The following is a 23,213-nucleotide window of genomic DNA, read 5'->3' as shown; positions in this document are numbered from 1 at the left end:
AAAGAGGGCAGGGGAGCCGCCAACGAGCTCCCCACCCGTATTCCGAACATTCCGTGATCGAGTCCCGCAATGAACAGTGAATTTCGCAAACCGCTCCCCGGCACCCGACTGGATTATTTTGATGCTCACGCGGCTGTCGAGGCGCTCAAGCCAGGCGCTTACGCCGCGCTGCCTTATACGTCGCGGGTGCTGGCCGAGAACCTCGTACGCCGTTGCCATCCTGCGACCTTGAATGCCTCGCTGATGCAGCTCATCGAGCGCAAGCGTGATCTGGATTTCCCGTGGTTCCCGGCGCGCGTGGTCTGCCACGACATTCTGGGGCAGACCGCACTGGTCGACCTGGCCGGTCTGCGCGACGCGATCGCTTCGCAGGGCGGTGATCCCGCGCTGGTCAATCCGGTGGTGCCGGTGCAGCTGATTGTCGATCATTCGCTGGCTGTGGAAGCGGGTGGCAATGACCCTCAGGCGTTCGAAAAGAACCGAGCCATCGAAGACCGCCGCAATGAAGACCGTTTTCACTTCATTGACTGGACCATGCGGGCATTCAAGAACGTTGAAGTGATCCCGCCGGGCAACGGCATCATGCATCAGATCAATCTGGAGAAAATGTCGCCGGTGGTGCAGGTGCTCGATGGCGTAGCGTTTCCCGACACACTGGTCGGCACCGACAGCCATACGCCGCATGTCGACGCACTGGGCGTGATCGCCATTGGTGTCGGTGGCCTTGAAGCCGAAAACGTCATGCTGGGGCGCGCTTCCTGGATGCGGCTGCCGGACATCATCGGCGTCGAGCTGACCGGGCGGCGTCAGCCGGGCATCACCGCCACCGATGTGGTGCTGGCGCTGACCGAATATTTGCGCCAGCAGAAAGTCGTCGGCGCTTACCTGGAGTTCTACGGCGCAGGTGCGTCGAGTCTGACCCTTGGTGATCGGGCGACGATCTCCAACATGGCACCGGAATACGGCGCGACAGCAGCCATGTTTTCCATCGATTCGCAAACCATCGACTATCTGCGTCTGACAGGGCGTGAAGACGAGCAAGTCAAACTGGTCGAGCTGTATGCCCGGCATACCGGTCTTTGGTCGGACAGCCTGGCGGAGGTGGAATACGAGCGTGTATTGAGTTTCGATCTGTCCAGCGTGGTGCGCAACATGGCCGGGCCGTCCAACCCCCATGCACGGGTCGCCACTGCGGACCTCGCAGCCAGAGGTATTGCCGGTCAGTGGCAGGAAGTGCCGGGGCAGATGCCGGATGGTGCGGTAATCATTGCGGCGATTACCAGTTGTACCAACACCAGTAACCCGCGCAACGTGATTTCCGCAGGTCTGCTGGCACGCAACGCCAATCGCCTGGGGCTGCTGCGCAAACCGTGGGTGAAGTCGTCGCTGGCACCAGGCTCGAAAACCGTGGCACTGTACCTGGATGCCGCAGGGCTGACGTCCGAGCTGGAGCAACTGGGCTTTGGCGTTGTGGCGTTTGCCTGTACCACCTGTAACGGTATGTCGGGTGCACTCGACCCGCTGATCCAGCAGGAAATCATCGACCGTGATCTGTATGCCACCGCGGTGCTGTCCGGAAACCGCAACTTTGACGGGCGTATCCACCCTTACGCCAAACAGGCCTTTCTGGCCTCGCCGCCCCTGGTGGTGGCCTATGCGATCGCCGGCACCATTCGTTTCGATATTGAAAACGATGTGTTGGGGATCGCCGATGGCAAGGAGATTCGCCTCAAGGATATCTGGCCAAGCGACGAAGAAATTGACGCCGTGGTGCAAGCGTCAGTCAAGCCGGAGCAGTTCCGCCAGGTCTATATTCCGATGTTCGCTATCGAAGAGCACACCGGGCCGAAAGTCGAGCCGCTGTATGACTGGCGACCGATGAGCACCTATATCCGCCGCCCGCCTTACTGGGAAGGCGCGCTGGCCGGGGAGCGCACGCTCAAGGGAATGCGCGCACTGGCAGTACTGCCGGACAATATCACCACCGATCATCTGTCACCGTCCAACGCGATCATGCTTGACAGCGCGGCGGGTGAGTACCTGGCGAAAATGGGCCTGCCGGAGGAAGACTTCAATTCCTACGCAACCCATCGGGGCGACCACCTGACGGCCCAGCGCGCAACCTTTGCCAACCCGCAACTGGTCAACGAGATGGCTGTGATCGACGGCAAGGTCAGCAAAGGCTCGCTGACCCGTGTCGAGCCCGAAGGTGTGGTCACGCGCATGTGGGAAGCCATCGAAACCTACATGGCCCGCAAGCAACCGCTGATCATCATTGCCGGTGCCGACTATGGACAGGGCTCGTCCCGCGATTGGGCGGCCAAAGGCGTCAGGCTGGCGGGCGTCGAAGCGATTGCCGCAGAAGGTTTCGAGCGCATCCATCGCACCAATCTGGTTGGCATGGGCGTACTGCCGCTGGAGTTCAAGGCGGGCACCAGTCGCCTGACTCTGGGCATAGACGGCAGTGAAACCTTCGATGTGATCGGTCAGCGGACGCCTCGCGCGACACTGACGCTGGTCATTCGGCGCCGTAACGGCGAGCGTGTCGAGGTGCCGGTGACGTGCCGCCTGGACACCGCCGAAGAGCTCTCTATTTATGAGGCCGGCGGCGTATTGCAGCGTTTTGCTCAGGATTTTCTTGAGGCTACGACTGTGGCTTGATCGTTACTCACGCGCAGCGTCCGCTCTTGAATGTGCGGCGCGGCTCAGATCCGGGATGCGGAGCGTCACGCAAGTCTTTCCCACGTTGCGTGAGGCACGATAAGCGTGCGGAAAAACACTTCTGGACGCTCTGCGTCCGATTTTGAGCGCTCGGCGCGCTCATCGAACAGGACAACCAATTCATGGCTCATTCACCGCAGCTCCGCATCCCGGCCACCTACATGCGTGGCGGCACCAGCAAGGGTGTATTTTTCAGGCTGACGGACCTGCCCGAAGCTGCACAGGTTCCGGGCGCGGGGCGGGATGCGCTGCTGTTGCGGGTCATCGGCAGCCCCGACCCATACGAAAAGCAGATCGACGGCATGGGCGGGGCAACGTCGAGTACCAGCAAGAGCGTGATCGTGTCGCGCAGTAGCCGGACTGATCACGATGTCGATTACCTGTTTGGACAAGTGTCGATCGACAAACCCTTTATCGACTGGAGCGGTAACTGCGGCAATCTGTCGGCGGCCGTAGGGCCGTTCGCGATTCTCAGTGGCCTGCTCGATGTCAGCCGTGTTCCGCAGGACGGTATTGCGATTGTGCGTATCTGGCAGGCCAATATCGGCAAAACCATCGTTGCCCATGTGCCGATCAGCCACGGCGAGGTGCAGGAAACCGGCGATTTCGAGCTGGATGGCGTGACCTTTCCAGCAGCAGAGGTGCAACTTGAGTTTCTTGATCCCGCAGCGGATGAAGAAGGCGCAGGTGGTTCCATGTTCCCCACTGGCCATGTGGTGGACGACCTTGAAGTACCGGGCATCGGCACCTTGAAGGCGACCCTGATCAACGCCGGCATTCCGACGATTTTCGTCAACGCTGCCGACATTGGCTACCGCGGCACGGAATTGCAGGGCGACATCAATGGCGACCCACAGGCACTGGCCCGCCTGGAGGCAATCCGCGCCCACGGTGCCGTGCGCATGGGCCTGATTCGCAGCATTGATGAAGCTGCCACACGCCAGCACACGCCCAAGGTGGCCTTCGTCGCCGCGCCAGCCGAGTACCTTTCATCGAGTGGCAAACCTGTTGCGGCAAAGGATATCGATCTGCTGGTGCGTGCCGTGTCGATGGGCAAGCTGCACCACGCGATGATGGGCACGGCTGCGGTCGCCATCGGCACTGCTGCTGCCATTCCTGGTACGCTGGTCAATCTGGCGGCGGGCGGGCAGGCGCGCAGCGCGGTGCGCTTTGGCCATCCCTCGGGGACATTGCGGGTTGGCGCCGAGGCCGTTCAGCAGGGGGGAGACTGGACGGTCGTCAAAGCACTCATGAGCCGTAGCGCCAGGGTGCTGATGGAGGGCTGGGTGCGCGTGCCGCAGTAAAACGATTGCAACAGTCGGCTGAAAGAATCAGCTGAGGCGGGCGCTTTCAGCGGCTATTTGAAACGTCGCTCCACGCCTTTTTCCACCAGCACCTTGGCGGAGATCTCTTCCACCGAAAAATGTGTGGAATTGATGTGGGGAATGTTTTCACGACGAAACAGGCTCTCCACTTCGCGCACTTCGAACTCACACTGCGCGTAGCTGGAATACCGGCTGTTGGGCTTGCGCTCGTGGCGAATTGCAGTCAGTCGGTCAGGGTCGATGGTCAGGCCGAACAGCTTGCTGCGATGCTCCTTGAGCGCCGCAGGCAGTTGCAGACGCTCCATGTCATCTTCGGTCAGCGGGTAGTTGGCGGCGCGGATACCGAACTGCATGGCCATGTACAGGCAGGTCGGGGTCTTGCCGCAGCGCGATACGCCTACCAGGATGATGTCGGCCTTGTCGTAATAATGCGTCCGTGCGCCATCGTCATTGTCGAGCGCAAAGTTGACTGCTTCGATGCGCTCCATGTAATTGGAGTTGTGCCCGATGGAATGCGATTTGCCCACCGAATAGGAGGAGTGTGAACTAAGCTCTTGCTCCAGCGGGGCAAGGAAGGTCGAAAAGATATCGATCATGAAGCCGTTGGACGTCGCCAGAATCTCGCGGATGTCCTGATTGACGATCGTGTCGAAGATGATCGGCCGCACATCGTCCTTGTCGGCGGCATTATTGATTTGTTGTACCATCGCCCGCGCTTTCTCGACGCTGTCGATATAGGGCCTGGTGAACTTGTTGAAGGTAATGTTTTCAAATTGTGCCAACAGGCTCTGGCCCAGGGTTTCGGCGGTGATACCGGTGCCGTCCGAGATGAAGAAAGCAGATCGTTTCATTTTTGACCCAGGCCTTAAGCAGTTGACGAATTCTGGCTATCATAGGCGTGCCTGCCTGTCCTGAGGGCCTGCAGGTGCATCTTTTTTGAAGGTCCGGTTTGAAGGCCTTGGCCTGCGCCCGGCCAGACACGCCTGAGGTCACTGAACAGGTGGCCCGGGTGAATGAGCTTTTCCCAACAACAAACACAGTTAGTGGAGAGATCACCTTGGTAGAGTACGTAGTTTCCCTCGATAAGCTCGGCGTCCATGATGTAGAGCACGTGGGGGGCAAAAACTCGTCCCTCGGCGAGATGATCAGCAACCTTGCAGGTGCTGGTGTCTCGGTGCCCGGCGGCTTCGCGACTACGGCCCAGGCTTACCGTGATTTCCTTGAGCTCAGCGGGCTGAACGATCAGATCCATGCAGCGCTGGACGCGCTCGATGTCGATGACGTCAACGCGCTGGCCAAAACGGGTGCGCAGATTCGCCAGTGGATCATGGAGGCCGAGTTCCCCGAGCAGCTCAATGCGCAGATTCGCACGGCGTTCGCCGAGCTGTCGGCCGGTAATCCGAACCTGGCCGTGGCGGTACGCTCTTCCGCGACCGCCGAAGACCTGCCGGATGCTTCTTTTGCCGGTCAGCAGGAGACCTTCCTCAACATTCGTGGCGTCGAGAACGTTATCCGCGCTGCCAAGGAAGTCTTCGCTTCGCTGTTCAACGACCGGGCAATCTCCTACCGCGTGCATCAGGGCTTCGATCACAAGCTGGTCGCGCTGTCGGCGGGTGTGCAGCGTATGGTGCGCTCCGAAACCGGCACTGCAGGCGTCATGTTTACCCTGGATACCGAATCCGGTTTCCGCGATGTGGTGTTCATTACCGGAGCCTATGGCCTGGGCGAGACGGTTGTGCAGGGCGCTGTCAACCCTGACGAGTTCTACGTGCATAAAGACACGCTGGCTGCCGGTCGTCCGGCGATCCTGCGCCGCAACCTCGGCAGCAAAGCCATCAAGATGATTTACGGCGATGAGGCCAAGGCCGGTCGATCGGTCAAGGTAATCGACGTAGAGCCGGCTGAGCGTGCGCGTTTCTGTCTGACCGATGCCGAAGTCGCCGAACTGGCCAGGCAGGCGATGATCATCGAGAAGCACTACAAGTGCCCGATGGACATCGAATGGGCCAAGGACGGTGACGATGGCAAGCTGTATATCGTCCAGGCGCGACCCGAAACCGTGAAGAGCCGTGCTTCGGCGAACGTCATGGAGCGCTATCTGCTCAAGGAGACAGGCAAGGTGCTGGTCGAAGGCCGTGCCATCGGCCAGCGCATCGGCGCGGGCAAGGTGCGGATCATCAAGGATGTGTCGGAGATGGACAAGGTCCAGCCCGGTGACGTGCTGGTGTCGGACATGACCGACCCGGACTGGGAGCCGGTGATGAAGCGCGCCAGCGCAATTGTCACCAACCGTGGCGGGCGTACCTGTCACGCCGCGATCATCGCGCGCGAGCTGGGCATTCCGGCAGTCGTCGGCTGCGGCAATGCCACTCAGACCCTGCAGGACGGCCAGGGCGTAACGGTTTCCTGCGCCGAGGGCGACACCGGTTACATTTTCGAAGGCGAACTGGGCTTTGACATCAAGACCAACTCGGTCGATGCGATGCCAGAACTGCCGTTCAAGATCATGATGAACGTCGGCAACCCGGACCGTGCGTTCGATTTCGCCCAATTGCCCAATGCCGGTGTCGGTCTGGCGCGATTGGAGTTCATCATCAACCGCATGATCGGCGTGCACCCCAAGGCGCTGCTCAACTACTCCCTGCTGCCACCCGAGATCAAGGAGAGCGTCGACAAGCGCATCGCTGGTTACGACGATCCGGTGGGGTTCTACGTCGAGAAACTGGTCGAAGGCATCAGTACCCTGGCCGCCGCGTTCACCCCGAAAAAAGTTATCGTGCGCCTTTCGGACTTCAAGTCCAACGAGTACGCCAACCTGATCGGCGGCAAGCTGTACGAGCCGGAAGAAGAGAACCCGATGCTGGGCTTCCGGGGTGCGTCCCGTTATATCAGCGAGAACTTCCGCGACTGTTTCGAGCTGGAATGCCGTGCGCTCAAGCGTGTGCGTGAAGAAATGGGCCTGACCAATGTCGAGATCATGGTGCCGTTCGTGCGCACGTTGGGTGAAGCGAGCCAGGTGATCGATCTGTTGGCCGCCAATGGCCTGAAGCGTGGCGAAAACGGCCTGCGCATCATCATGATGTGCGAGTTGCCGTCCAACGCGATTCTGGCCGAAGAGTTTCTTGAGTATTTCGACGGTTTCTCCATCGGTTCCAACGACCTGACCCAGCTTACGCTGGGGCTTGATCGCGATTCCGGCGTCATCGCTCACCTGTTCGACGAGCGTAACCCGGCGGTCAAGAAGCTGCTGTCCAATGCCATTCAGGCGTGCAACAAGGCTGGCAAGTACATCGGCATCTGCGGACAAGGCCCTTCCGATCATCCGGATCTGGCGCGCTGGCTGATGGATCAGGGTATCGAGAGCGTATCGCTCAATCCTGATTCGGTGCTGGAGACCTGGTTCTTCCTCGCCGAGGCGCAGGCACCGGTCTGATGTGACGTCGCGCTCATGTGACGCGAAGAAAGCCTGAGCCGTCATGTGGTTCAGGTGTTTGAAAGAGGCGGTTTCCTTCGGAAGCCGCCTTTTTTATGGCGTGCCGCGAAAGCCCCGGAGCGCGTTGTTTCATCCAGTCTGTCCAGCCAGATAAAGAGTGATATGCAGAGCAGTAGCCAGCTTTTCCCCGTTGCCTTGATCAGCGCCGAGCGTTGCGGCGATCTTGTCGAGGACGTCTACCGTCTGAAACCAGCCAACAGCCCTGACCCCAGTGTCGAACTGGTGGTGACCCGACTGGGGCTGGTCGATCAGCCTGATGTGCGCGGCATTCCGGTGATTCTGCTGCACGGCAGCTTTTCCAACCGGCGTTTCTGGTATTCGCCCAAAGGTGTGGGGCTTGGGCCTTATCTGGCGCGTGCCGGGTATGACGTATGGATTCCGGAAATGCGCGGTCACGGCTTGTCGGCGCGCAACCAGAACTATCGCGCCAACTGTGTGGCCGATTATGCCCGTTTTGATTTGCCTGCCATTGCGGCCTTCGTCTGCGAGCAAAGCGGCCAGATACCGCACTGGATCGGCCACTCGCTGGGCGGCACGACCCTGGCGGCAGCCCTTGGTGGTCAGTACCTTGATGCGCAGAACGTGGCATCCGTGGCGTTGTTCGGCAGTCAGGTCAGCCGGACTTACTGGCCGCTGAAAATTCCGCCGCTGCAATGGTCCGCGCGGCTGCTGCTGAGGTCCTTCGAGCATATCTCCGGGCCGCGCTTCAAGCGCGGGCCTGAAGACGAGCCGATAGGGCTTGTCCTGGAAAGCATGCGCTGGCACGGGCTGTTCGGACGTTTTGGCGAGCGTGACAATAACTGGTGGGCCGGATTGAAGGAGGTTCAGGTGCCGGTTCTGGCAGTTGCTGCCGCCGGCGATCATCAGGACCCGGTATGGGCCTGCCGGACGCTGTTCGATCAGGTTGGTGGCGAGCAACACAAGCAGTTTCTCTGCCTGGGCCGCGAGCACGGCTTCAGCGAAGATTTCGACCATGTGCGAATGCTGGTCAGCAAGACGGCGCAACAACAGGTCTGGCCGCGGGTGATTGAGTGGCTGGGCGAGCAGTCCGTTCCTGAACAGGTTGCAGAGTTACCGGCAGCGGTGGGCAGCTAGCAGTTAAAGTCGCTATGGTTAGCGTCAGCCGGTCGCGTCTGGTTCAATAGGCCGATCTGTATCAATCGCGACCTCATGCCTCGATGACAGGAGTTGACCTCATGCATTACATCACCCCCGATTTGTGTGACGCCTACCCGGACCTGATTCAGGTCGTGGAACCGATGTTCAGCAATTTTGGCGGCCGCGACTCGTTTGGTGGCCAGATCGTCACCCTGAAATGTTTCGAAGACAACTCGCTGGTCAAGGAGCAGGTCGAACTGGACGGCAAGGGCAAGGTGTTGGTCGTCGACGGTGGTGGCTCGCTGCGGTGCGCCCTGCTGGGTGACATGCTGGCCGAGAAGGCGGCAAAGAGCGGCTGGGAAGGCATGTTGATCTACGGTTGCATTCGCGACGTCGATGTCATTGCCCAGACCGACCTGGGGGTACAGGCGCTGGCCAGCCATCCGAAAAAAACCGAAAAGCGCGGCCTGGGCGACCTGAACGTGCCGGTCACCTTTGGCGGCGTAACCTTCCGTCCGGGCGAGTACCTGTATGCCGACAACAATGGCGTCATTATTTCTCCATCACCCCTGACCATGCCGGAATAAGCGAAGTATCCATGTTCGATGAAGCAAACGCGCAGTGGGGGCTGGTTCATGCCCTTGTGTTGGATGGTAAAGGCGGGGCGCGCTTCATTGCTCGAACCGAGTTGCAGGACCTTCAACTGCAGCCGCAGGAGAGTCTGTGGCTGCATTGGGATCGCAGTCACCCGCAGACCCATGCCTGGTTGCGCACCGGCAGCGGCCTGAGCGAGTTTGCCTGCGACCTGTTGCTGGAGGAGAACACCCGGCCGCGTTTGCTGCCATTGCCTGAGCAGGAGCTGCTGCTGTTTCTGCGCGGGGTGAACCTGAACCCCGGTGCCGAACCGGAAGACATGGTGTCGGTGCGCATCTTCGCCTCGGCTCAGCGAGTGATCTCGCTGCGTCTGCGCCCTCTGCGCGCCACTGAGGAACTCATCGAGATGCTGGGGCAGGGCAAAGGCCCGAAGAGCGCCTCGGAGCTGATCCTGTATCTGGCGCAGCACCTCACTGACAAGGTTCAGGATCTGGTGGGCGAACTGACCGAATCGGTCGATGAAGAGGAAGAAAAGAACGACGCCGACGAGCGGTACAGTCCCGAGCACGGCAAGCTGCTGCACATTCGTCGGCGCGCCGCCGGTCTGCGCCGCTTTCTCGGGCCCCAGCGCGATATATATGGCCAGCTCTCGCGAACCAAACTGTCCTGGTTCGCGCATGACGATGCCGATTACTGGAATGAACTGAACAACAGTCTGACCCGTTATCTGGAAGAGCTCGAACTGACCCGCGAGCGGGTGGGGCTGCTGCTGGAGTCCGAAGACCGGCGCCTGCGGGAACACATGAATCGCACCATGTACCGCTTCGGGATCATTACCGGTATCTTTCTGCCCATGAGTTTTCTCACCGGTCTGCTGGGTATCAATGTCGGCGGAATTCCCGGTTCGGACAGCGCATATGGCTTTCTGGTGGCCTGCCTGCTCATTGTTGCGCTGGCCGCAGGGCAGTGGTGGCTGTTCAGACGTTTGCGCTGGGTGTAGGTCGGACTTGCGCGGTTTTTTGACAGGCCGGTGTGACTTGTTGTTTTCGCGTCGCGTCTTTGACTGACATTACGTGAGGTGCCTGATGCACGATCCGTTTGAAGAATCTTTACGCGACATGCTCAATTCTTCGTCCTCCAGCCGGGATGACGACGCATGTCTGGGACGCGTCCTGAAAACCGCCAATCGCCAGGTCGGTGCCGGTGTGCTGTTCGGGTTGCTGGGCCGCTGGTCAGAGGCGCTGATGATCGCCGTGAACAACGGCTCTGCCCACGTCTCTCCTGTTTCTCGCCGCCCCACGACGGGTGCCCGTTCTATCGATAAGGCTGATTGAGCATGGAACTGAATCTCTGGACCCAGAGCCTTCTTGCTGCAATGACTGCATTGTGGACCAAAGTCGCAAACTTCATCCCTAACCTGTTCGGCGCCCTTGTCGTGGTGCTGCTGGGTTTTGTCGTCGCCAAGCTGCTCGATGCACTCCTTTCCAAACTGCTGGCCAAGCTGGGCCTGGATCGCCTGGTCGGCGGTACCGGCCTGACCAAAATCATCGGCCGTGCCGGCGTCAAGGTGCCGATCTCCACATTGATCGGCAAGATCGTCTACTGGTTTGTCCTGTTGATCTTCCTTGTATCGGCTGCCGAGTCGCTCGGGCTGCAGCGGGTTTCAGCTACGCTGGACATGCTGGCGTTGTATCTGCCCAAGGTATTTGGTGCGGCACTGGTCTTGCTGGTCGGCGTGCTGCTGGCGCAATTGGTCAATGGCCTGGTGCGCGGCGCCGCCGAGGGCGTAGGAATCGATTACTCAGCCGGTCTGGGGCGAATTGCCCAGGGGCTGGTGATTATCATCAGCATCTCGGTTGCGATCAGCCAGCTCGAGGTCAAGACCGACCTGCTGAACCACGTTATTGTGATAGCGCTGATTACCGTTGGTCTGACAGTGGCGCTTGCTCTGGGCCTGGGCAGTCGGGAAATTGCCGGTCAGATCATCGCCGGAATTTATGTTCGCGAGCTGTTTCAGGTGGGCCAGCAGGTGCGCGTGGGGGATACGGAAGGTCAGATCGAAGAAATCGGTACGGTCAAAACAACGTTGCTGACAGACGAGGGGGAGCTGGTGTCGTTTTCGAATCGCATCCTTCTCGAGCAGAGAGTAAGCAGCCGTTAAGCGGCTAACCTGCTAATCTATGCCGCCAGGTTGCCGATACAGGCCGTGGCGGACATTGACCTGACTGTCGGCAAGATTTGTTTTGAATAAACCTCAACCGTTTTCGACGCGCTACGATCCCCGCGAGCTCTCAGATGAGGAGCTGGTCGCGCGCGCCCATGTTGAGCTGTTCAATGTGACGCGGGCTTATGAAGAATTGATGCGCCGTTACCAGAGAACACTTTTTAACGTCTGTGCACGTTATCTGGGGAACGATCGCGATGCGGATGATGTCTGTCAGGAGGTGATGCTTAAGGTGTTGTATGGGTTGAAAAATTTTGAAGGTAAATCTAAATTTAAAACCTGGCTCTACAGCATCACCTACAATGAGTGCATCACGCAGTACAGGAAGGAACGGCGTAAGCGTCGCTTGATGGACGCGCTGAGTCTGGATCCACTTGAGGAAGCGTCGGAAGAAAAGACGCCCAAACCTGAAGAGCGGGGCGGACTTGATCGCTGGCTTGTGTATGTGAACCCGATCGATCGGGAAATTCTGGTACTGCGTTTCGTCGCAGAACTTGAATTCCAGGAGATTGCTGACATCATGCACATGGGCTTGAGCGCAACGAAAATGCGTTACAAGCGGGCATTAGATAAATTACGAGAGAAATTTGCGGGAATCGCCGAAACTTAATACGGTGCAAATATCTCTAACAAACTGGCAAGGTCTGGTAGACTCGCCGCTGAGTTGTCCCCCTGTGTGGGACTGCTTAATAATCATCAGATGGGGATTTAACGGATGAAACTGAAAAACACCTTGGGCTTGGCCATTGGTACTATTGTTGCCGCAACTTCGTTCGGCGCTCTGGCTCAAGGCCAAGGCGCGGTCGAAATCGAAGGCTTCGCCAAGAAAGAGTACTACGACAGCGATCGTAACTTCAAAAACGACGGCAACCTGTTCGGCGGCTCCGTTGGCTACTTCCTGACTGACGATGTTGAGCTGCGTCTGGGCTACGACGAAGTCCACAACGTCCGTAGCGACAGTGGCAAGAACATCAAGGGCGCCAACACCGCTCTGGACGCTCTGTACCACTTCAACAACCCGGGCGACATGCTGCGTCCTTACCTGTCTGCCGGTTTCTCCGATCAGAGCATCGGTCAAGACGCTCGCAACGGTCGTGACGGTTCCACCTTCGCCAACATCGGCGGCGGCGCCAAGCTGTACTTCACTGACAACTTCTATGCCCGTGCAGGCGTTGAAGCTCAGTACAACATCGACCAAGGCAACACCGAGTGGGCGCCTAGCGTCGGTATCGGCGTAAACTTCGGTGGCGGCAGCAAGAAAGTTGAAGCAGCACCGGCTCCAGTAGCTGAAGTGTGCTCCGACAGCGACAACGACGGCGTGTGCGACAACGTCGACAAGTGCCCGGACACCCCAGCCAACGTCACTGTTGACGCTGATGGCTGCCCAGCCGTTGCCGAAGTGGTTCGTGTTGAGCTGGACGTGAAGTTCGATTTCGACAAATCCGTAGTCAAGCCTAACAGCTACGGCGACATCAAGAACCTCGCTGACTTCATGCAGCAGTACCCACAAACCACCACCACTGTTGAAGGTCACACTGACTCCGTCGGTCCTGACGCTTACAACCAGAAACTGTCCGAGCGTCGTGCAAACGCCGTTAAACAGGTTCTGGTTAACCAGTACGGTGTTGGCGCTAGCCGCGTAAACTCGGTTGGTTACGGCGAATCCCGCCCAGTTGCTGACAACGCAACTGAAGCTGGTCGCGCAGTTAACCGTCGCGTAGAAGCAGAAGTAGAAGCTCAAGCTAAGTAATTAGCCGCTTGTACTGAAAAGCCCGGCTCAGGCCGGGCTTTTCTTTGCCTGCGATTTACTCGGGCAGCCGCCAATTTCGGGGCCAGTATCAGCCTGCATTCAGCTGGACATGGTCCGTCAACGTTTGATTCAGCAGCTCATTGCTGGCTGCGGCCACCGCGCCGATTACCAGAATGGCCGGGCTTTTGAGCTCGAAAACGGCTGCGTCCCGCTGCATGCCATTCAACGTGCTGCGGCACTCGCGCTGCCAGGGCAACGACGCGTTCTCGATCATCGCCACCGGCATCTCGCCACTCATTCCGCCAGCCAGAAGGCTTTCGCGAATTTCTGCCAGTTTTGCCACGCCCATGTAAACCACCAGCGTGGTTCCGCCCTGTGCGAGAGCCTGCCAGTTAAGGCGACTGTCGTCCTGAGTATGGGCGGTTACCAGTGTTACGCCACGGCTTACGCCGCGCAGGGTCAGCGAAATGCCGCATTGTGTTGCACCGGCGAGCCCCGCTGTAATCCCGTTGACCAGTTCCACTGTAACGCCGCGTTCCTGCAGCCACTGCGCCTCTTCGCCGCCACGTCCGAAAATGCATGGATCGCCTCCCTTGAGGCGTACAACGCATTTGCCCTGACGGACATAGCGCAGCATCAGGCGATGGATAAACGCCTGTGGTGTTGAGCGGCAACCACCACGCTTGCCGACTGCGATCACTCGCGCATTCGGGCAATGTTCAAGCACTGCGGTATTGACCAGATCATCGATCAACACCACATCGGCCTCATGCAAGGCACGCACTGCCTTGAGGGTCAGCAACTCCGGATCACCGGGGCCAGCACCCACCAGCCATACTTTTGCGTTCATGCCGCACTCCTCATTCTGTAACCGCCACGGTATTGATCAGCCTTTTTATTTCCGGCACACAGGAGCCGCACTGGGTCCCGCAGCCCAATTGTTTCTTGAGTTGATTCAGGTCGAGGCCGCTTTCGATGCCGCTCACTACTGCGCGCTGGCTGACGTTCATGCAGTTGCACAAGGTCCTGTCGCGGGTCTGCGTCGAGTCTTTGCCGGGCTCAGTGCTCAATGGTGCCAGCAGCCAGCGCCGCAAAGAGGCATCGACGCGCTCCTCCAGCCATAACGTCTGCAGCCAGTGCCTTGCAAGTGTTTCACCGGCCAGGCGGATGGCGGTAATGCGGCCGTTGTCGATTCGTACCCGCTTGCCGATCGAGCGCGTGGGGTCGTCATAAACCATTACCGGCCCTTCATCCAGGCCCAGCACCTGATCAATCCGATGCAGCAGCATCGGATCAGGTGCTTCGGCGCTGGCGGCGCGTATGACCAATGCAGGTCGCTCTCGTCCCGCAAGGCCCATGCTCAAATAGACAAAGGCATCGCACAGTGGGCGCAGTTTTTCCATCTGTTGCTGTACGTTGCCCTCTACAAGGGCGAAAAACTGCCAGGGCAGGTGAGCTTTTTCGATTCTGACCCCGGAATGTTTGAGTTCCGGTTGTTTCGAGACCGGATCGAACGCTGGTTGGGTGAGAACGTTCATGCCACCTTTGAGGAACCTGTCACCCCAGTGCATCGGCAAGAAGGCCTGGCCGCACGCGACACTGTCATCACTGCCGACGGGCAGCAGCAACTCGCCGCGCCGGCTGATCAGTTTGACCAGATCGCCGGATTGTATGTCATGGCGCAGAAGGTCCTGCGGGTTGAGGCTCAACAGCGCCTCGCTGACATGGCCGAACAAGCGTGCAGCGGTGCCGGTACGGCTCATGCCATGCCAATGATCGCGCAGCCTGCCGGTGTTGAGTGTCAGTGGGTAGTCAGCATCACGCAGTTCTCTGGCGGCGATGTAGGGCTCTGATAAAAACTGCGCACGGCCCGAATCGGTTGGGAAAATACCCTTGGTGTACAGGCGGGGCGTGCCGACGCTGGCACCGCGAGGGAAGGGCCATTGCTGCGGACCATGAAGATCGATGAGCTCGCGGTCGATTCCCGACATATCCAGATCCCGCCCGGCCGTCAGGCCCTTGAATTCATCGAACAAGGCCTTGGGCGTGGTGAAGTCGAAGAGCGCGGGTGCGTCGGGTTGCAGGCGCCTTTGCAGGCGCTGGGCGAAATCTACAGTGATCGCCCAGTCGGAGCGCGCCTGTCCAGGCGCTGCAATGGCCTTGCGCACATTGGAGATACGCCGTTCCGAGTTGGTCACTGTGCCTTCTTTCTCACCCCAACTGGCAGCAGGTAGCAACAGGTCGGCATAGCGCGCCGTTTCGGTCGTCTTGAAGGCTTCCTGAAGCACCACGAACGGGCAGGTTTCCAGCGCCTGTCTGATCCTGTTTTGATCGGGCAGTGATTGTGCCGGGTTGGTGCAGGCGACCCACAGTGCCTTTATCGTGCCGTTCTGTAACTGTTCGAACAGTTCGATCGCCGACAGGCCAGGGTTGGCGGGCAGGCTTTCGACGCCCCAGTAGGCTGCAACTTCGGCACGGTGTTCGGGGTTGGCAGCGTCGCGATGGCCGGGCAGCAGGTTGGACAGGCTGCCTGTTTCACGTCCGCCCATGGCATTGGGTTGGCCGGTAAGCGAGAAGGGGCCTGCCCCGGGTCGGCCTATTTGCCCCGTCGCCAGGTGCAGGTTGATCAGTGCGCTGTTTTTGGCGCTGCCCGCAGTGGATTGATTCAATCCCATGCACCACAGCGACAGAAAGCCCGGGGCCTCGCCTACCCAGCGGGCGCAGATGTGCAGCTGTTCCTGTGTAATGCCGCAAAGGGTCGCCACGCGTTCAGGCGGATAGTCTCGCACCAGTGCTGCCAGCTCTTCATAGCCCTGCGTGTGTTCGGCAATAAAGTCGGAATCGATCAGGTGTTCGCCCATCAGCACATGAAGGATGCCGTGAAACAGCGCAACGTCGGTGCCTGGCTGAATCGCCAGGTGCAGGTCTGCCAGCTCGCAGGTATCGGTGCGCCGCGGGTCTATGACGATCAGTTTCATCTGCGGGCGACGGCTTTTCGCTTCCTCCAGGCGACGAAACAGAATCGGGTGTGCGTACGCCATGTTGCTGCCGACGATCATCACGCAGTCGCTCAGGTCTATGTCTTCATAGCTGCATGGCGGTGCGTCGGCACCGAGGCTGCGTTTGTAGCCGGCGACCGCCGAAGACATGCACAGCCGTGAGTTGCTGTCGATATTGTTGGTGCCGACCAGTGCGCGCGCCAGCTTGTTGAATGCGTAGTAGTCCTCGGTCAATAACTGACCGGAGATATAGAACGCTACGCTGTCGGGGCCGTGTTCGCGGATGCTGTCGGCGAACACATTGGCGGCGTGCTCCAGTGCGGTATCCCAGTCGGTGACGCTGCGCGCCAGGCCTTTGCTCAGGCGCAGTTCCGGGTATAACGCGCGCGCGTCGATGTCTCCGGTCAGGTGCAGGCTTGAACCTTTGCTGCACAGCTTGCCGAAGTTGGCCGGATGCTTCGGATCGCCGCTGACGCCGAGAATATGCTCGTCGTCATGCTCGATCAGTACGCCACAGCCCACGCCGCAGTAACAGCAGGTGGACGCGGTAACCCGAGGTGTCTGAATGGCAAGGCTGGTCATGCGCAGGTGGCCTCTGGTGCGGCGGGTTTACCGAACATCAGGTGATTGCGTATCGCATCGATACCCTGTCCATCACGGATCTGCTGCAAATACCAGTTGCCGTCTGCGGTGTCGCCGTAGAGGCATGCACCGACCAACACGTCGTTCTTGATCACCAGTTTCTTGTAGACGCCGCTGACGGGGTCCGAGAGGGTGATGCTTTCGGTGCCTTCGGCACCCAGAAAATCTCCGGCGGAAAACAGGTCGATGCCGGTGACTTTCAGCTTGGTCGAGGTCACCGAGCCCGGATAACGAGCGAAGCCCAGTTGCGCAAGGTGATTGGCGCAGACCCGAGCCTGTTCGAACAGTGGTGCCACCAGCCCATAAGCGATGCCTCGATGGCTGACACATTCGCCAATCGCATAAATGCGCGGGTCGTAGGTCTGCAAGGTATCGTTGACCAGAATTCCACGGTTGCAGGGCAGGCCGGCCTGTTCGGCCAGTTCGGTGTTGGGGCGTATGCCTGCGGCCATGACGACCAGATCGGTATCAATCACATCGCCGTTCTGGAATTGCACTGCTCTTACACGGCCTTGATCGTCGCCGAGCAGGGCTTCGGTCTGTTCGTTGAGGCGAAAGCTCAGGCCGCGTTTCTCAAGAGCTGCTTGCAGCATCAGCCCGCTGGTCTTGTCCAGTTGGCGCTCCAGCAGGGTCTGGCCGTTATGAATTACGGTGACGTGCATGCCGCGCATGCTCAAGCCATTGGCAGCTTCCAGGCCGAGCAGCCCGCCGCCGATGACAACGGCGCGCTTGTGCGTGACGGCAGTGTCGATCATCTGGCGGGTGTGGCCGATGTCGCGGTAGCCGATGACGCCCTGCAGCGTGTTGCCGGGGATCGGCAGAATAAAAGGGCGCGAACCGGTGGCGATCAGCAGACGATCATAAGGGGCCTGGGTGCCGTCATCGGCGACCACCACACGTTTGGTGCGGTCAATTTTCACCACGCGACGGTTGAGCAACAACTGGATGCCGTTGGTTTCGTACCAGGCCAGATCGTTGAGCACGATGTCTTCGAAATTCTGTTCGCCTGCCAGCACCGGGGACAGCAGGATGCGGTTGTAGTTGGGATGTGGCTCGGCACCGAAGACCGTGATGTCGTACAGGTCTTCGCTCAGTTTCAGCAACTCTTCGAGTGTGCGCACGCCGGCCATGCCGTTGCCGATCATCACCAGTTTGAGTTTTTTCATCTTGCCTCCGAGTCACCACAGCGCGTGCTCGACACGTTTCGCGCAAACAAAAAAAGGCGTCCCGCCAGTTGCCTGACGGGGACGCCTTTGTCCGGTCCCGTTATCTCGGGAGGCGCAACCTTCATCGTTGAGGGCTGCGCGTTATGAATGATCTGCTCAAATCCATGCAGCGCTTGTGCCAACTTTCATTCGCCGGGGGGCAAGGGTTTGCAATCGATTCTTCAGCCTATTTCTGCACTGCGTTGAGGCGTGCTGCACAGAAGCAGGGCGGGCCTGCCTTAATGACGACCCATGAGCCAGATTACAATCACAAGATTAAGCAGCATCGACACTAGCGCCAGGGTTCGCCAGACTTTCAGCGGTTCGCGTTCCAGCAGCGGGCGCGGTTTTGTCACCACCGGGCGATGCTCGGCCTGTTCCAGCTCCAGCAGCCACTGTTCGGCGGTTTCGTAACGCTGGGTCGGGTCAGCCTGCAGTGCCTTGTCCAGGCTCTGGCTCAGCCATTGCGGCAGATCCGGTCGATAGCGGCTGGCGGGTATCGGTGTGCCGAAGCGGCGATGCTGAAAGGCTTCGATCTCGCCGTAGGGGTAGTGACCCGTCAGCAGGTAGTACAACGTGACCCCCGCTGCATACAGGTCTTGCTGCGAATGCGGCTCTGCGCCATTGAAGGCTTCCGGTGCTATATAGCTCGGTGTGCCGGGCAGGTCCTCAGCGTTGGCGGTTGAAAGACCCGGACAGAACGCCAGACCGAAATCCAGCAGGCGCAGTTCACCATCGTCGGCCAACAGCAGGTTTTCCGGTTTGATGTCGCGATGAATGATATTGCGTCGATGCAGCAAGCCCGCGGCCCGTAACAGTCGAGTGGCGAGGTCCTGCCACCGGGCCAGTGGCAATGGCCCGTCGCGCGTGAAGACTTCGGCCAGTGTGCTTCCACAATACTCGCGCATGACGTAGTACAGATGCTGACGGTCTGTCAGCGGATGAATCTCGGGAAAAAAACGTCCGGCAACCCGGCGCAAAAACCACTCTTCAAGCAATAGACCCTGGCCGGCACCGGCTTCGTCATGCCGGCTGGCCGGGAGGGTTTTCAGCAGCCAGGGCTGGTCATGCAGGTCGGTGACGCGATAAACAATCGACTGGCGCGATTGCGCTACGATGTTGCCGACCTTCCAGCCTTCGAAGCGCTGGTCGGCCTTGAGTGCTGGTGGCAGTGGCCATTGCTGCAGTTGCAGCAGGGTATCGCCCAGATCGTCCTCGCCGAGGCCGTCGACCTGAATGACCAGCGCGCTGGCATTGTCCTGGCTGCCCGCCAGATGCGCCGCGCTGACCAGGGTTTTTACCGCTGAGTCGAGATCGTGCTGCTCGGTCAGAATCGAGCGGATGCTGGCGTCGCCAAGGGTGGCCCAGACACCATCGCTGACCAGCAACAACCGCTCACCTTCACACAGTTCGCCGTCCAGATAATCCATGACCACGTACTGATCCAGGCCCAGCGCGCGCCTGAGTACATGCTGCATGTCGGCCTGTTCCCAGACGTGGTCTTCACTGATGCGCGTCAGCGTCCCGGCCTGCCAACGATAAGCCCGGCAGTCACCGACATGAGCGAGGGTGAAGCGTCGGCCGCGCAGTACCAGAGCGCTGAGGGTGGTCAACAGGCCGTTGGCCAGCAGCCAGCGATTCTGGGCCAGTAGCAGGCGATCGAGCGACTGGGCCACGCCCCAGGTTTCCGGCGTGGCGTAATAGTCGAGTGCCAGCGCCTGCAGCGTAGACTGCGCAGCCAGTGCGCCATCGGCGCACTGGCTGACGCCGTCGGCGAGGGCGAACAGGTAGCCCTTGCTGGCAGCCAGTGCCGGGGCTGGAGTTACCAGGCGCAGAGCGTCCTGATTCTCCGCTCGCGGACCGCTGGCGCTGAACTGGGCAAACTGCAGTTGCAGCGCCATGGGCGGCTCAGACCCGTGCCGCAGTCACGGCAGCCGAACCCCAGGTGGTTCTCCAGCGACGTTTGACGTTCAGCAGGCCAAACCAGGCCAGGACCGCCAGGCCTGCAAACAGCCACAGGCCCAACTGATAGTCGCCGGTGTTCTGTTTGATGGTGCCCAGCCCGGCTGCCAGCAGGAAGCCGCCGATACCGCCGGCCATGCCGATCAGCCCTGTCATGACGCCGATTTCCTTGCGGAAACGCTGCGGTACCAACTGGAAGACTGCGCCGTTGCCAGCACCCAGACCCAGCATCGCGGCCACGAAAAGGGCCAGTGCTGCCCACGAGCTCGGCAGGTTGAAGCCCACCGCGGCGATCCCGATGGCCGCAACGGCGTACATCACAGTCAGCGTGCGAATCCCGCCAAAGCGATCAGCCAACGCGCCGCCGAGGGGGCGCATCAGGCTGCCGCCGAAAACACAGGCCGCGGTGTAGTAGCCGGCAGTGATCGGGCTCAGGCCATATTGATCGTTGAAATAGCCGGGCAGGGCGCTGGCCAGGCCGATGAAGCCACCGAACGTCACGCTGTAAAAAAACATGAACCACCAGCTGTCACGATCCCCCAGTGCTTTGAGGTAGTCCGCCATGGATTTGGGTTTGCTGCGCTCCGGGGCGTTGCGCGCCATGAGGCTGAACGCAATCAGGGTCAGCACCAGCGGGATCAGCGCCAGGCCGAATACGTTGCCCCAGCCGAAACTTGCGGCCAGCACCGGCGCAATCAGCGCGGCCAGTACGGTGCCCGAATTGCCCGCGCCCGCGATGCCCATCGCCTTGCCCTGATGTTGCGGTGGATACCATTGCGACGCCAGGGGCAGGGCGACGGCGAATGAAGCGCCGGCCATACCCAGGAACAGCCCCAGCAGCAGTACCTGCCCGTAGGTATGAATGCCCAGTTGCCATGCCGCCAACAGCGCGCCGATGACAATCACCTGGCCGATGATGCCTGCGGTCTTGGGCGACAGCTGGTCCGCCAGCAAGCCCATGAAAAAGCGCAGCACCGCACCCGCCAGAATCGGCGTGGCGACCATCAGGCCGCGTTGCTGGGTGGTCAGGTGCAAGTCAGTGGCAATCTGTACCGCCAGCGGGCCGAGCAGGTACCAGACCATGAAGCTCAGATCGAAATAGAGGAACGCCGCAAACAGGGTCGGTTTATGGCCGGCTTTCCAGAAGCTTGTATCCATGTGCACACCTCATCATCTGCTAGTTAGTCAGTCGGGCCATGACCGCGACAGGGGATATTCCAGACGCTGTGGTGGAGTGTTCCGAATGACGGCGACCCCACCGACCCCCTTCACCGGGGCCAAAACGCAAAAGACGTCGCCTCTCTGTCCACGTGAGCGGAAAGAGATGAGCGACGTCTTTGTCGTAAATCAAGGTGATAGCCGCCGTTGGCTATCGGTTCGGTTGCTAAAGCAAAAGACGGGCCAATGGAGCGGCAAGCGCTTCGCCACGAGCTTCGGGCAATTTGGTGACATTCCCAACGTGTGCCATGACCTTGAATCGGGCGACGGCTGGTAAAGGCGCTGCAAAAAAGGGCGTTGAGGCCGGCGTCCATTTCGGTCGCTTGCAGTCGCGCCAAATGGGCGGGACCTGCCGGAAGAGTAAAGTTAGTATCAATCGGTTTGATAATGACCGCACACTGCGGGATGGATGAAAGATTTACCGGGTGTTCAGAGCATGTATATATTATTTGCCAAGTGCCACTATTTGAGGTGTGCGGTGCTGTCGTAATGATGCTGTTTAGATGCCTTGGTATGACGGTCTTAATAAGCAATAGTCAGGCCGTTTAAAAGAGGATTAATGCAGTTTTATTGCCACTCCGAACGGGCCAGGGAAATATTTAATTTACTTTCCAAATGATCTCTGACAGCATCCTTATTGCCGCGAACAACGCGGGCCATCGATGACGAAATGGCAATTCCACTCTTCACTCTATAACGGCTGGTACGTTCAGGCTGTTTGTCACATTGGCGACATGATTACCGTGACGGTAATCGACTACTCGCTCTTTTCTGCCGGTTTTCTGCACGCGGCAATGTGCACCTGGCGAAATAGAGTCCTGCTCTGAATACATCCCGGCATCGCCACCCTGCGTGCCGTGTTGTTTCCTCTCTGCGCCGCTTCTACAGGCGCTCATAAAGGACATCATCATGAGTAACATCAATTACGCACCGACAGTCTGGTCCCGGGCTGATGCGCTGAAGGTCAATGAAAATGATCCGACCACCACGCAGCCACTGGTACGGGCTGATTTCCCGGTCATGAGTGATACCGTATTCATCTGGGACACCATGCCGTTGCGAGAGCTCGACGGCACCGTGGTTTCAGTCAACGGCTGGTCGGTGATCGTCACGCTGACGGCCGACCGCCACCCCGACGATCCTCAGTACGTCGGTGCCAATGGCCGCTATGACATCAAGCGTGACTGGGAAGATCGTCACGGCCGGGCACGCATGTGCTATTGGTACTCGCGTACCGGGAAGGACTGGATCTTCGGTGGCCGTGTCATGGCCGAAGGCGTGTCACCCACCACCCGCGAGTGGGCGGGCACACCGGTATTGTTGAACGATAAAGGTGATATCGATCTGTATTACACGTGTGTCACGCCGGGGGCGGCGATTGCCAAAGTACGTGGCCGTATTGTGACGTCCGACAACGGCGTGGAGTTGAAAGACTTTACGCAAGTCCACACCTTGTTCGAGGCCGACGGAAAGTATTACCAGACCGAAGCACAGAACGCGACCTGGAACTTCCGCGACCCCAGTCCGTTTATTGATCCCCAGGATGGCAAGTTGTACATGGTTTTTGAAGGTAATGTCGCCGGTGAACGCGGCTCGCATACAATAGGGGCCACTGAACTTGGCCCTGTGCCGCCGGGCCATGAAGAAGTGGGCGGTGCCAGGTTTCAGGTGGGTTGCATCGGCCTGGCTGTCGCGAAAGACCTCAGTGGCGATGAATGGGAAATACTTCCGCCACTGGTTACTGCCGTTGGCGTCAATGACCAGACCGAGCGTCCGCATTATGTCTTTCAGGACGGCAAGTATTACTTGTTTACCATCAGCCACAAGTTTACCTATGCCGACGGTGTTACCGGGCCGGATGGCGTTTACGGGTTTGTCGGCGAACACCTGTTCGGGCCTTACCGGCCGATGAACGCTTCCGGCCTTGTGCTTGGCAATCCGCCTGCCCAGCCATTTCAGACTTACTCACACTGCGTGATGCC

General features: G+C 59.4%; 16 protein-coding genes and 1 pseudogene. 11 read left to right on the top strand and 6 right to left on the bottom strand.

Annotation, left to right across the window (positions count from 1 at the left end):
• Positions 1–69: 69 nt before the first annotated feature.
• Together acnD and prpF are read left to right on the top strand one after the other, a co-directional pair.
• On the top strand, positions 70–2,661 hold the full coding sequence (acnD, locus tag ALO80_RS18090; protein ID WP_055009996.1) for a Fe/S-dependent 2-methylisocitrate dehydratase AcnD: 2,592 nt from the start codon (positions 70–72) through the stop codon (positions 2,659–2,661).
• 182 nt (positions 2,662–2,843) lie between these two features.
• Positions 2,844–4,025 carry a 2-methylaconitate cis-trans isomerase PrpF gene (gene prpF / locus ALO80_RS18085; protein WP_055009995.1) on the top strand — a complete coding sequence of 394 codons (1,182 nt, stop codon included), beginning with the start codon at positions 2,844–2,846 and terminating at the stop codon, positions 4,023–4,025.
• Positions 4,026–4,078: 53 nt separating this feature from the next.
• Here the strand turns inward: prpF and ppsR are convergent, their stop codons facing one another.
• Positions 4,079–4,897, bottom strand: a complete 819-nt coding sequence (gene ppsR, locus ALO80_RS18080) for a posphoenolpyruvate synthetase regulatory kinase/phosphorylase PpsR (protein WP_054985928.1) — start codon at positions 4,895–4,897, stop codon at positions 4,079–4,081.
• Positions 4,898–5,103: 206 nt separating this feature from the next.
• Here ppsR and ppsA point away from each other — a divergent pair, with 206 nt between their 5' ends.
• The 8 genes from ppsA to ALO80_RS18040 all read left to right on the top strand — a co-directional run bounded on the left by ppsA (position 5,104) and on the right by ALO80_RS18040 (position 13,205).
• Entirely contained in the window at positions 5,104–7,479 is a 2,376-nt protein-coding gene (gene ppsA / locus ALO80_RS18075) for a phosphoenolpyruvate synthase (protein WP_055009994.1), read from the top strand.
• A 162-nt stretch (positions 7,480–7,641) separates the two neighbouring features.
• Positions 7,642–8,634 (top strand): alpha/beta fold hydrolase, encoded by a 993-nt coding sequence (locus ALO80_RS18070; RefSeq protein WP_055009993.1) that lies wholly within the window; start codon positions 7,642–7,644, stop codon positions 8,632–8,634.
• 101 nt (positions 8,635–8,735) lie between these two features.
• Complete coding sequence (gene rraA / locus ALO80_RS18065; protein WP_055009992.1) at positions 8,736–9,224, top strand: ribonuclease E activity regulator RraA; 489 nt, start codon at positions 8,736–8,738, stop codon at positions 9,222–9,224.
• 11 nt (positions 9,225–9,235) lie between these two features.
• Positions 9,236–10,231 carry a zinc transporter ZntB gene (locus tag ALO80_RS18060; RefSeq protein WP_054985924.1) on the top strand — a complete coding sequence of 332 codons (996 nt, stop codon included), beginning with the start codon at positions 9,236–9,238 and terminating at the stop codon, positions 10,229–10,231.
• Between the two features lie 85 nt (positions 10,232–10,316).
• Positions 10,317–10,565 (top strand): hypothetical protein, encoded by a 249-nt coding sequence (locus ALO80_RS18055; RefSeq protein WP_054985923.1) that lies wholly within the window; start codon positions 10,317–10,319, stop codon positions 10,563–10,565.
• Positions 10,566–10,567: 2 nt separating this feature from the next.
• Positions 10,568–11,392 (top strand): mechanosensitive ion channel family protein, encoded by an 825-nt coding sequence (locus tag ALO80_RS18050; RefSeq protein WP_002553042.1) that lies wholly within the window; start codon positions 10,568–10,570, stop codon positions 11,390–11,392.
• An 82-nt stretch (positions 11,393–11,474) separates the two neighbouring features.
• Complete coding sequence (gene sigX, locus ALO80_RS18045; RefSeq protein WP_002553043.1) at positions 11,475–12,065, top strand: RNA polymerase sigma factor SigX; 591 nt, start codon at positions 11,475–11,477, stop codon at positions 12,063–12,065.
• 105 nt (positions 12,066–12,170) lie between these two features.
• Positions 12,171–13,205, top strand: a complete 1,035-nt coding sequence (locus ALO80_RS18040; RefSeq protein ID WP_002553044.1) for an OmpA family protein — start codon at positions 12,171–12,173, stop codon at positions 13,203–13,205.
• 88 nt (positions 13,206–13,293) lie between these two features.
• On the opposite strand, the gene cobA is transcribed toward ALO80_RS18040, so the two are convergent.
• The 5 genes and pseudogenes from cobA to ALO80_RS18015 form a co-directional block, all read right to left on the bottom strand.
• Positions 13,294–14,055, bottom strand: a complete 762-nt coding sequence (cobA, locus tag ALO80_RS18035) for a uroporphyrinogen-III C-methyltransferase (RefSeq protein WP_055009991.1) — start codon at positions 14,053–14,055, stop codon at positions 13,294–13,296.
• 10 nt (positions 14,056–14,065) lie between these two features.
• The gene (locus tag ALO80_RS18030; RefSeq protein ID WP_055009990.1) at positions 14,066–16,786 is read right to left on the bottom strand and encodes a nitrate reductase; all 2,721 of its coding nucleotides are present in this window, start codon (positions 16,784–16,786) and stop codon (positions 14,066–14,068) included.
• A gap of 20 nt (positions 16,787–16,806) precedes the next feature.
• Positions 16,807–18,012 (bottom strand): annotated as a pseudogene (locus ALO80_RS18025) (NAD(P)/FAD-dependent oxidoreductase); the annotation flags it as partial.
• Between the two features lie 278 nt (positions 18,013–18,290).
• Positions 18,291–19,952 (bottom strand): bifunctional protein-serine/threonine kinase/phosphatase, encoded by a 1,662-nt coding sequence (locus ALO80_RS18020; RefSeq protein WP_055009989.1) that lies wholly within the window; start codon positions 19,950–19,952, stop codon positions 18,291–18,293.
• A 7-nt stretch (positions 19,953–19,959) separates the two neighbouring features.
• Positions 19,960–21,171 (bottom strand): nitrate/nitrite transporter, encoded by a 1,212-nt coding sequence (locus ALO80_RS18015; protein WP_054985919.1) that lies wholly within the window; start codon positions 21,169–21,171, stop codon positions 19,960–19,962.
• Between the two features lie 969 nt (positions 21,172–22,140).
• Here ALO80_RS18015 and ALO80_RS18005 point away from each other — a divergent pair.
• Positions 22,141–23,213, top strand: a 1,073-nt coding sequence (locus tag ALO80_RS18005) for a glycoside hydrolase family 68 protein (RefSeq protein ID WP_055009988.1), incomplete at its 3' end; no start/stop codon positions are given.

This window comes from Pseudomonas caricapapayae (assembly GCF_001400735.1).
In the GTDB taxonomy this organism is placed as follows: Bacteria; Pseudomonadota; Gammaproteobacteria; order Pseudomonadales; family Pseudomonadaceae; genus Aquipseudomonas; species Aquipseudomonas caricapapayae.
The sequence above is the reverse complement of the archived record's forward strand: the minus strand, read 5'-3'. Positions and strand labels throughout refer to the sequence as shown.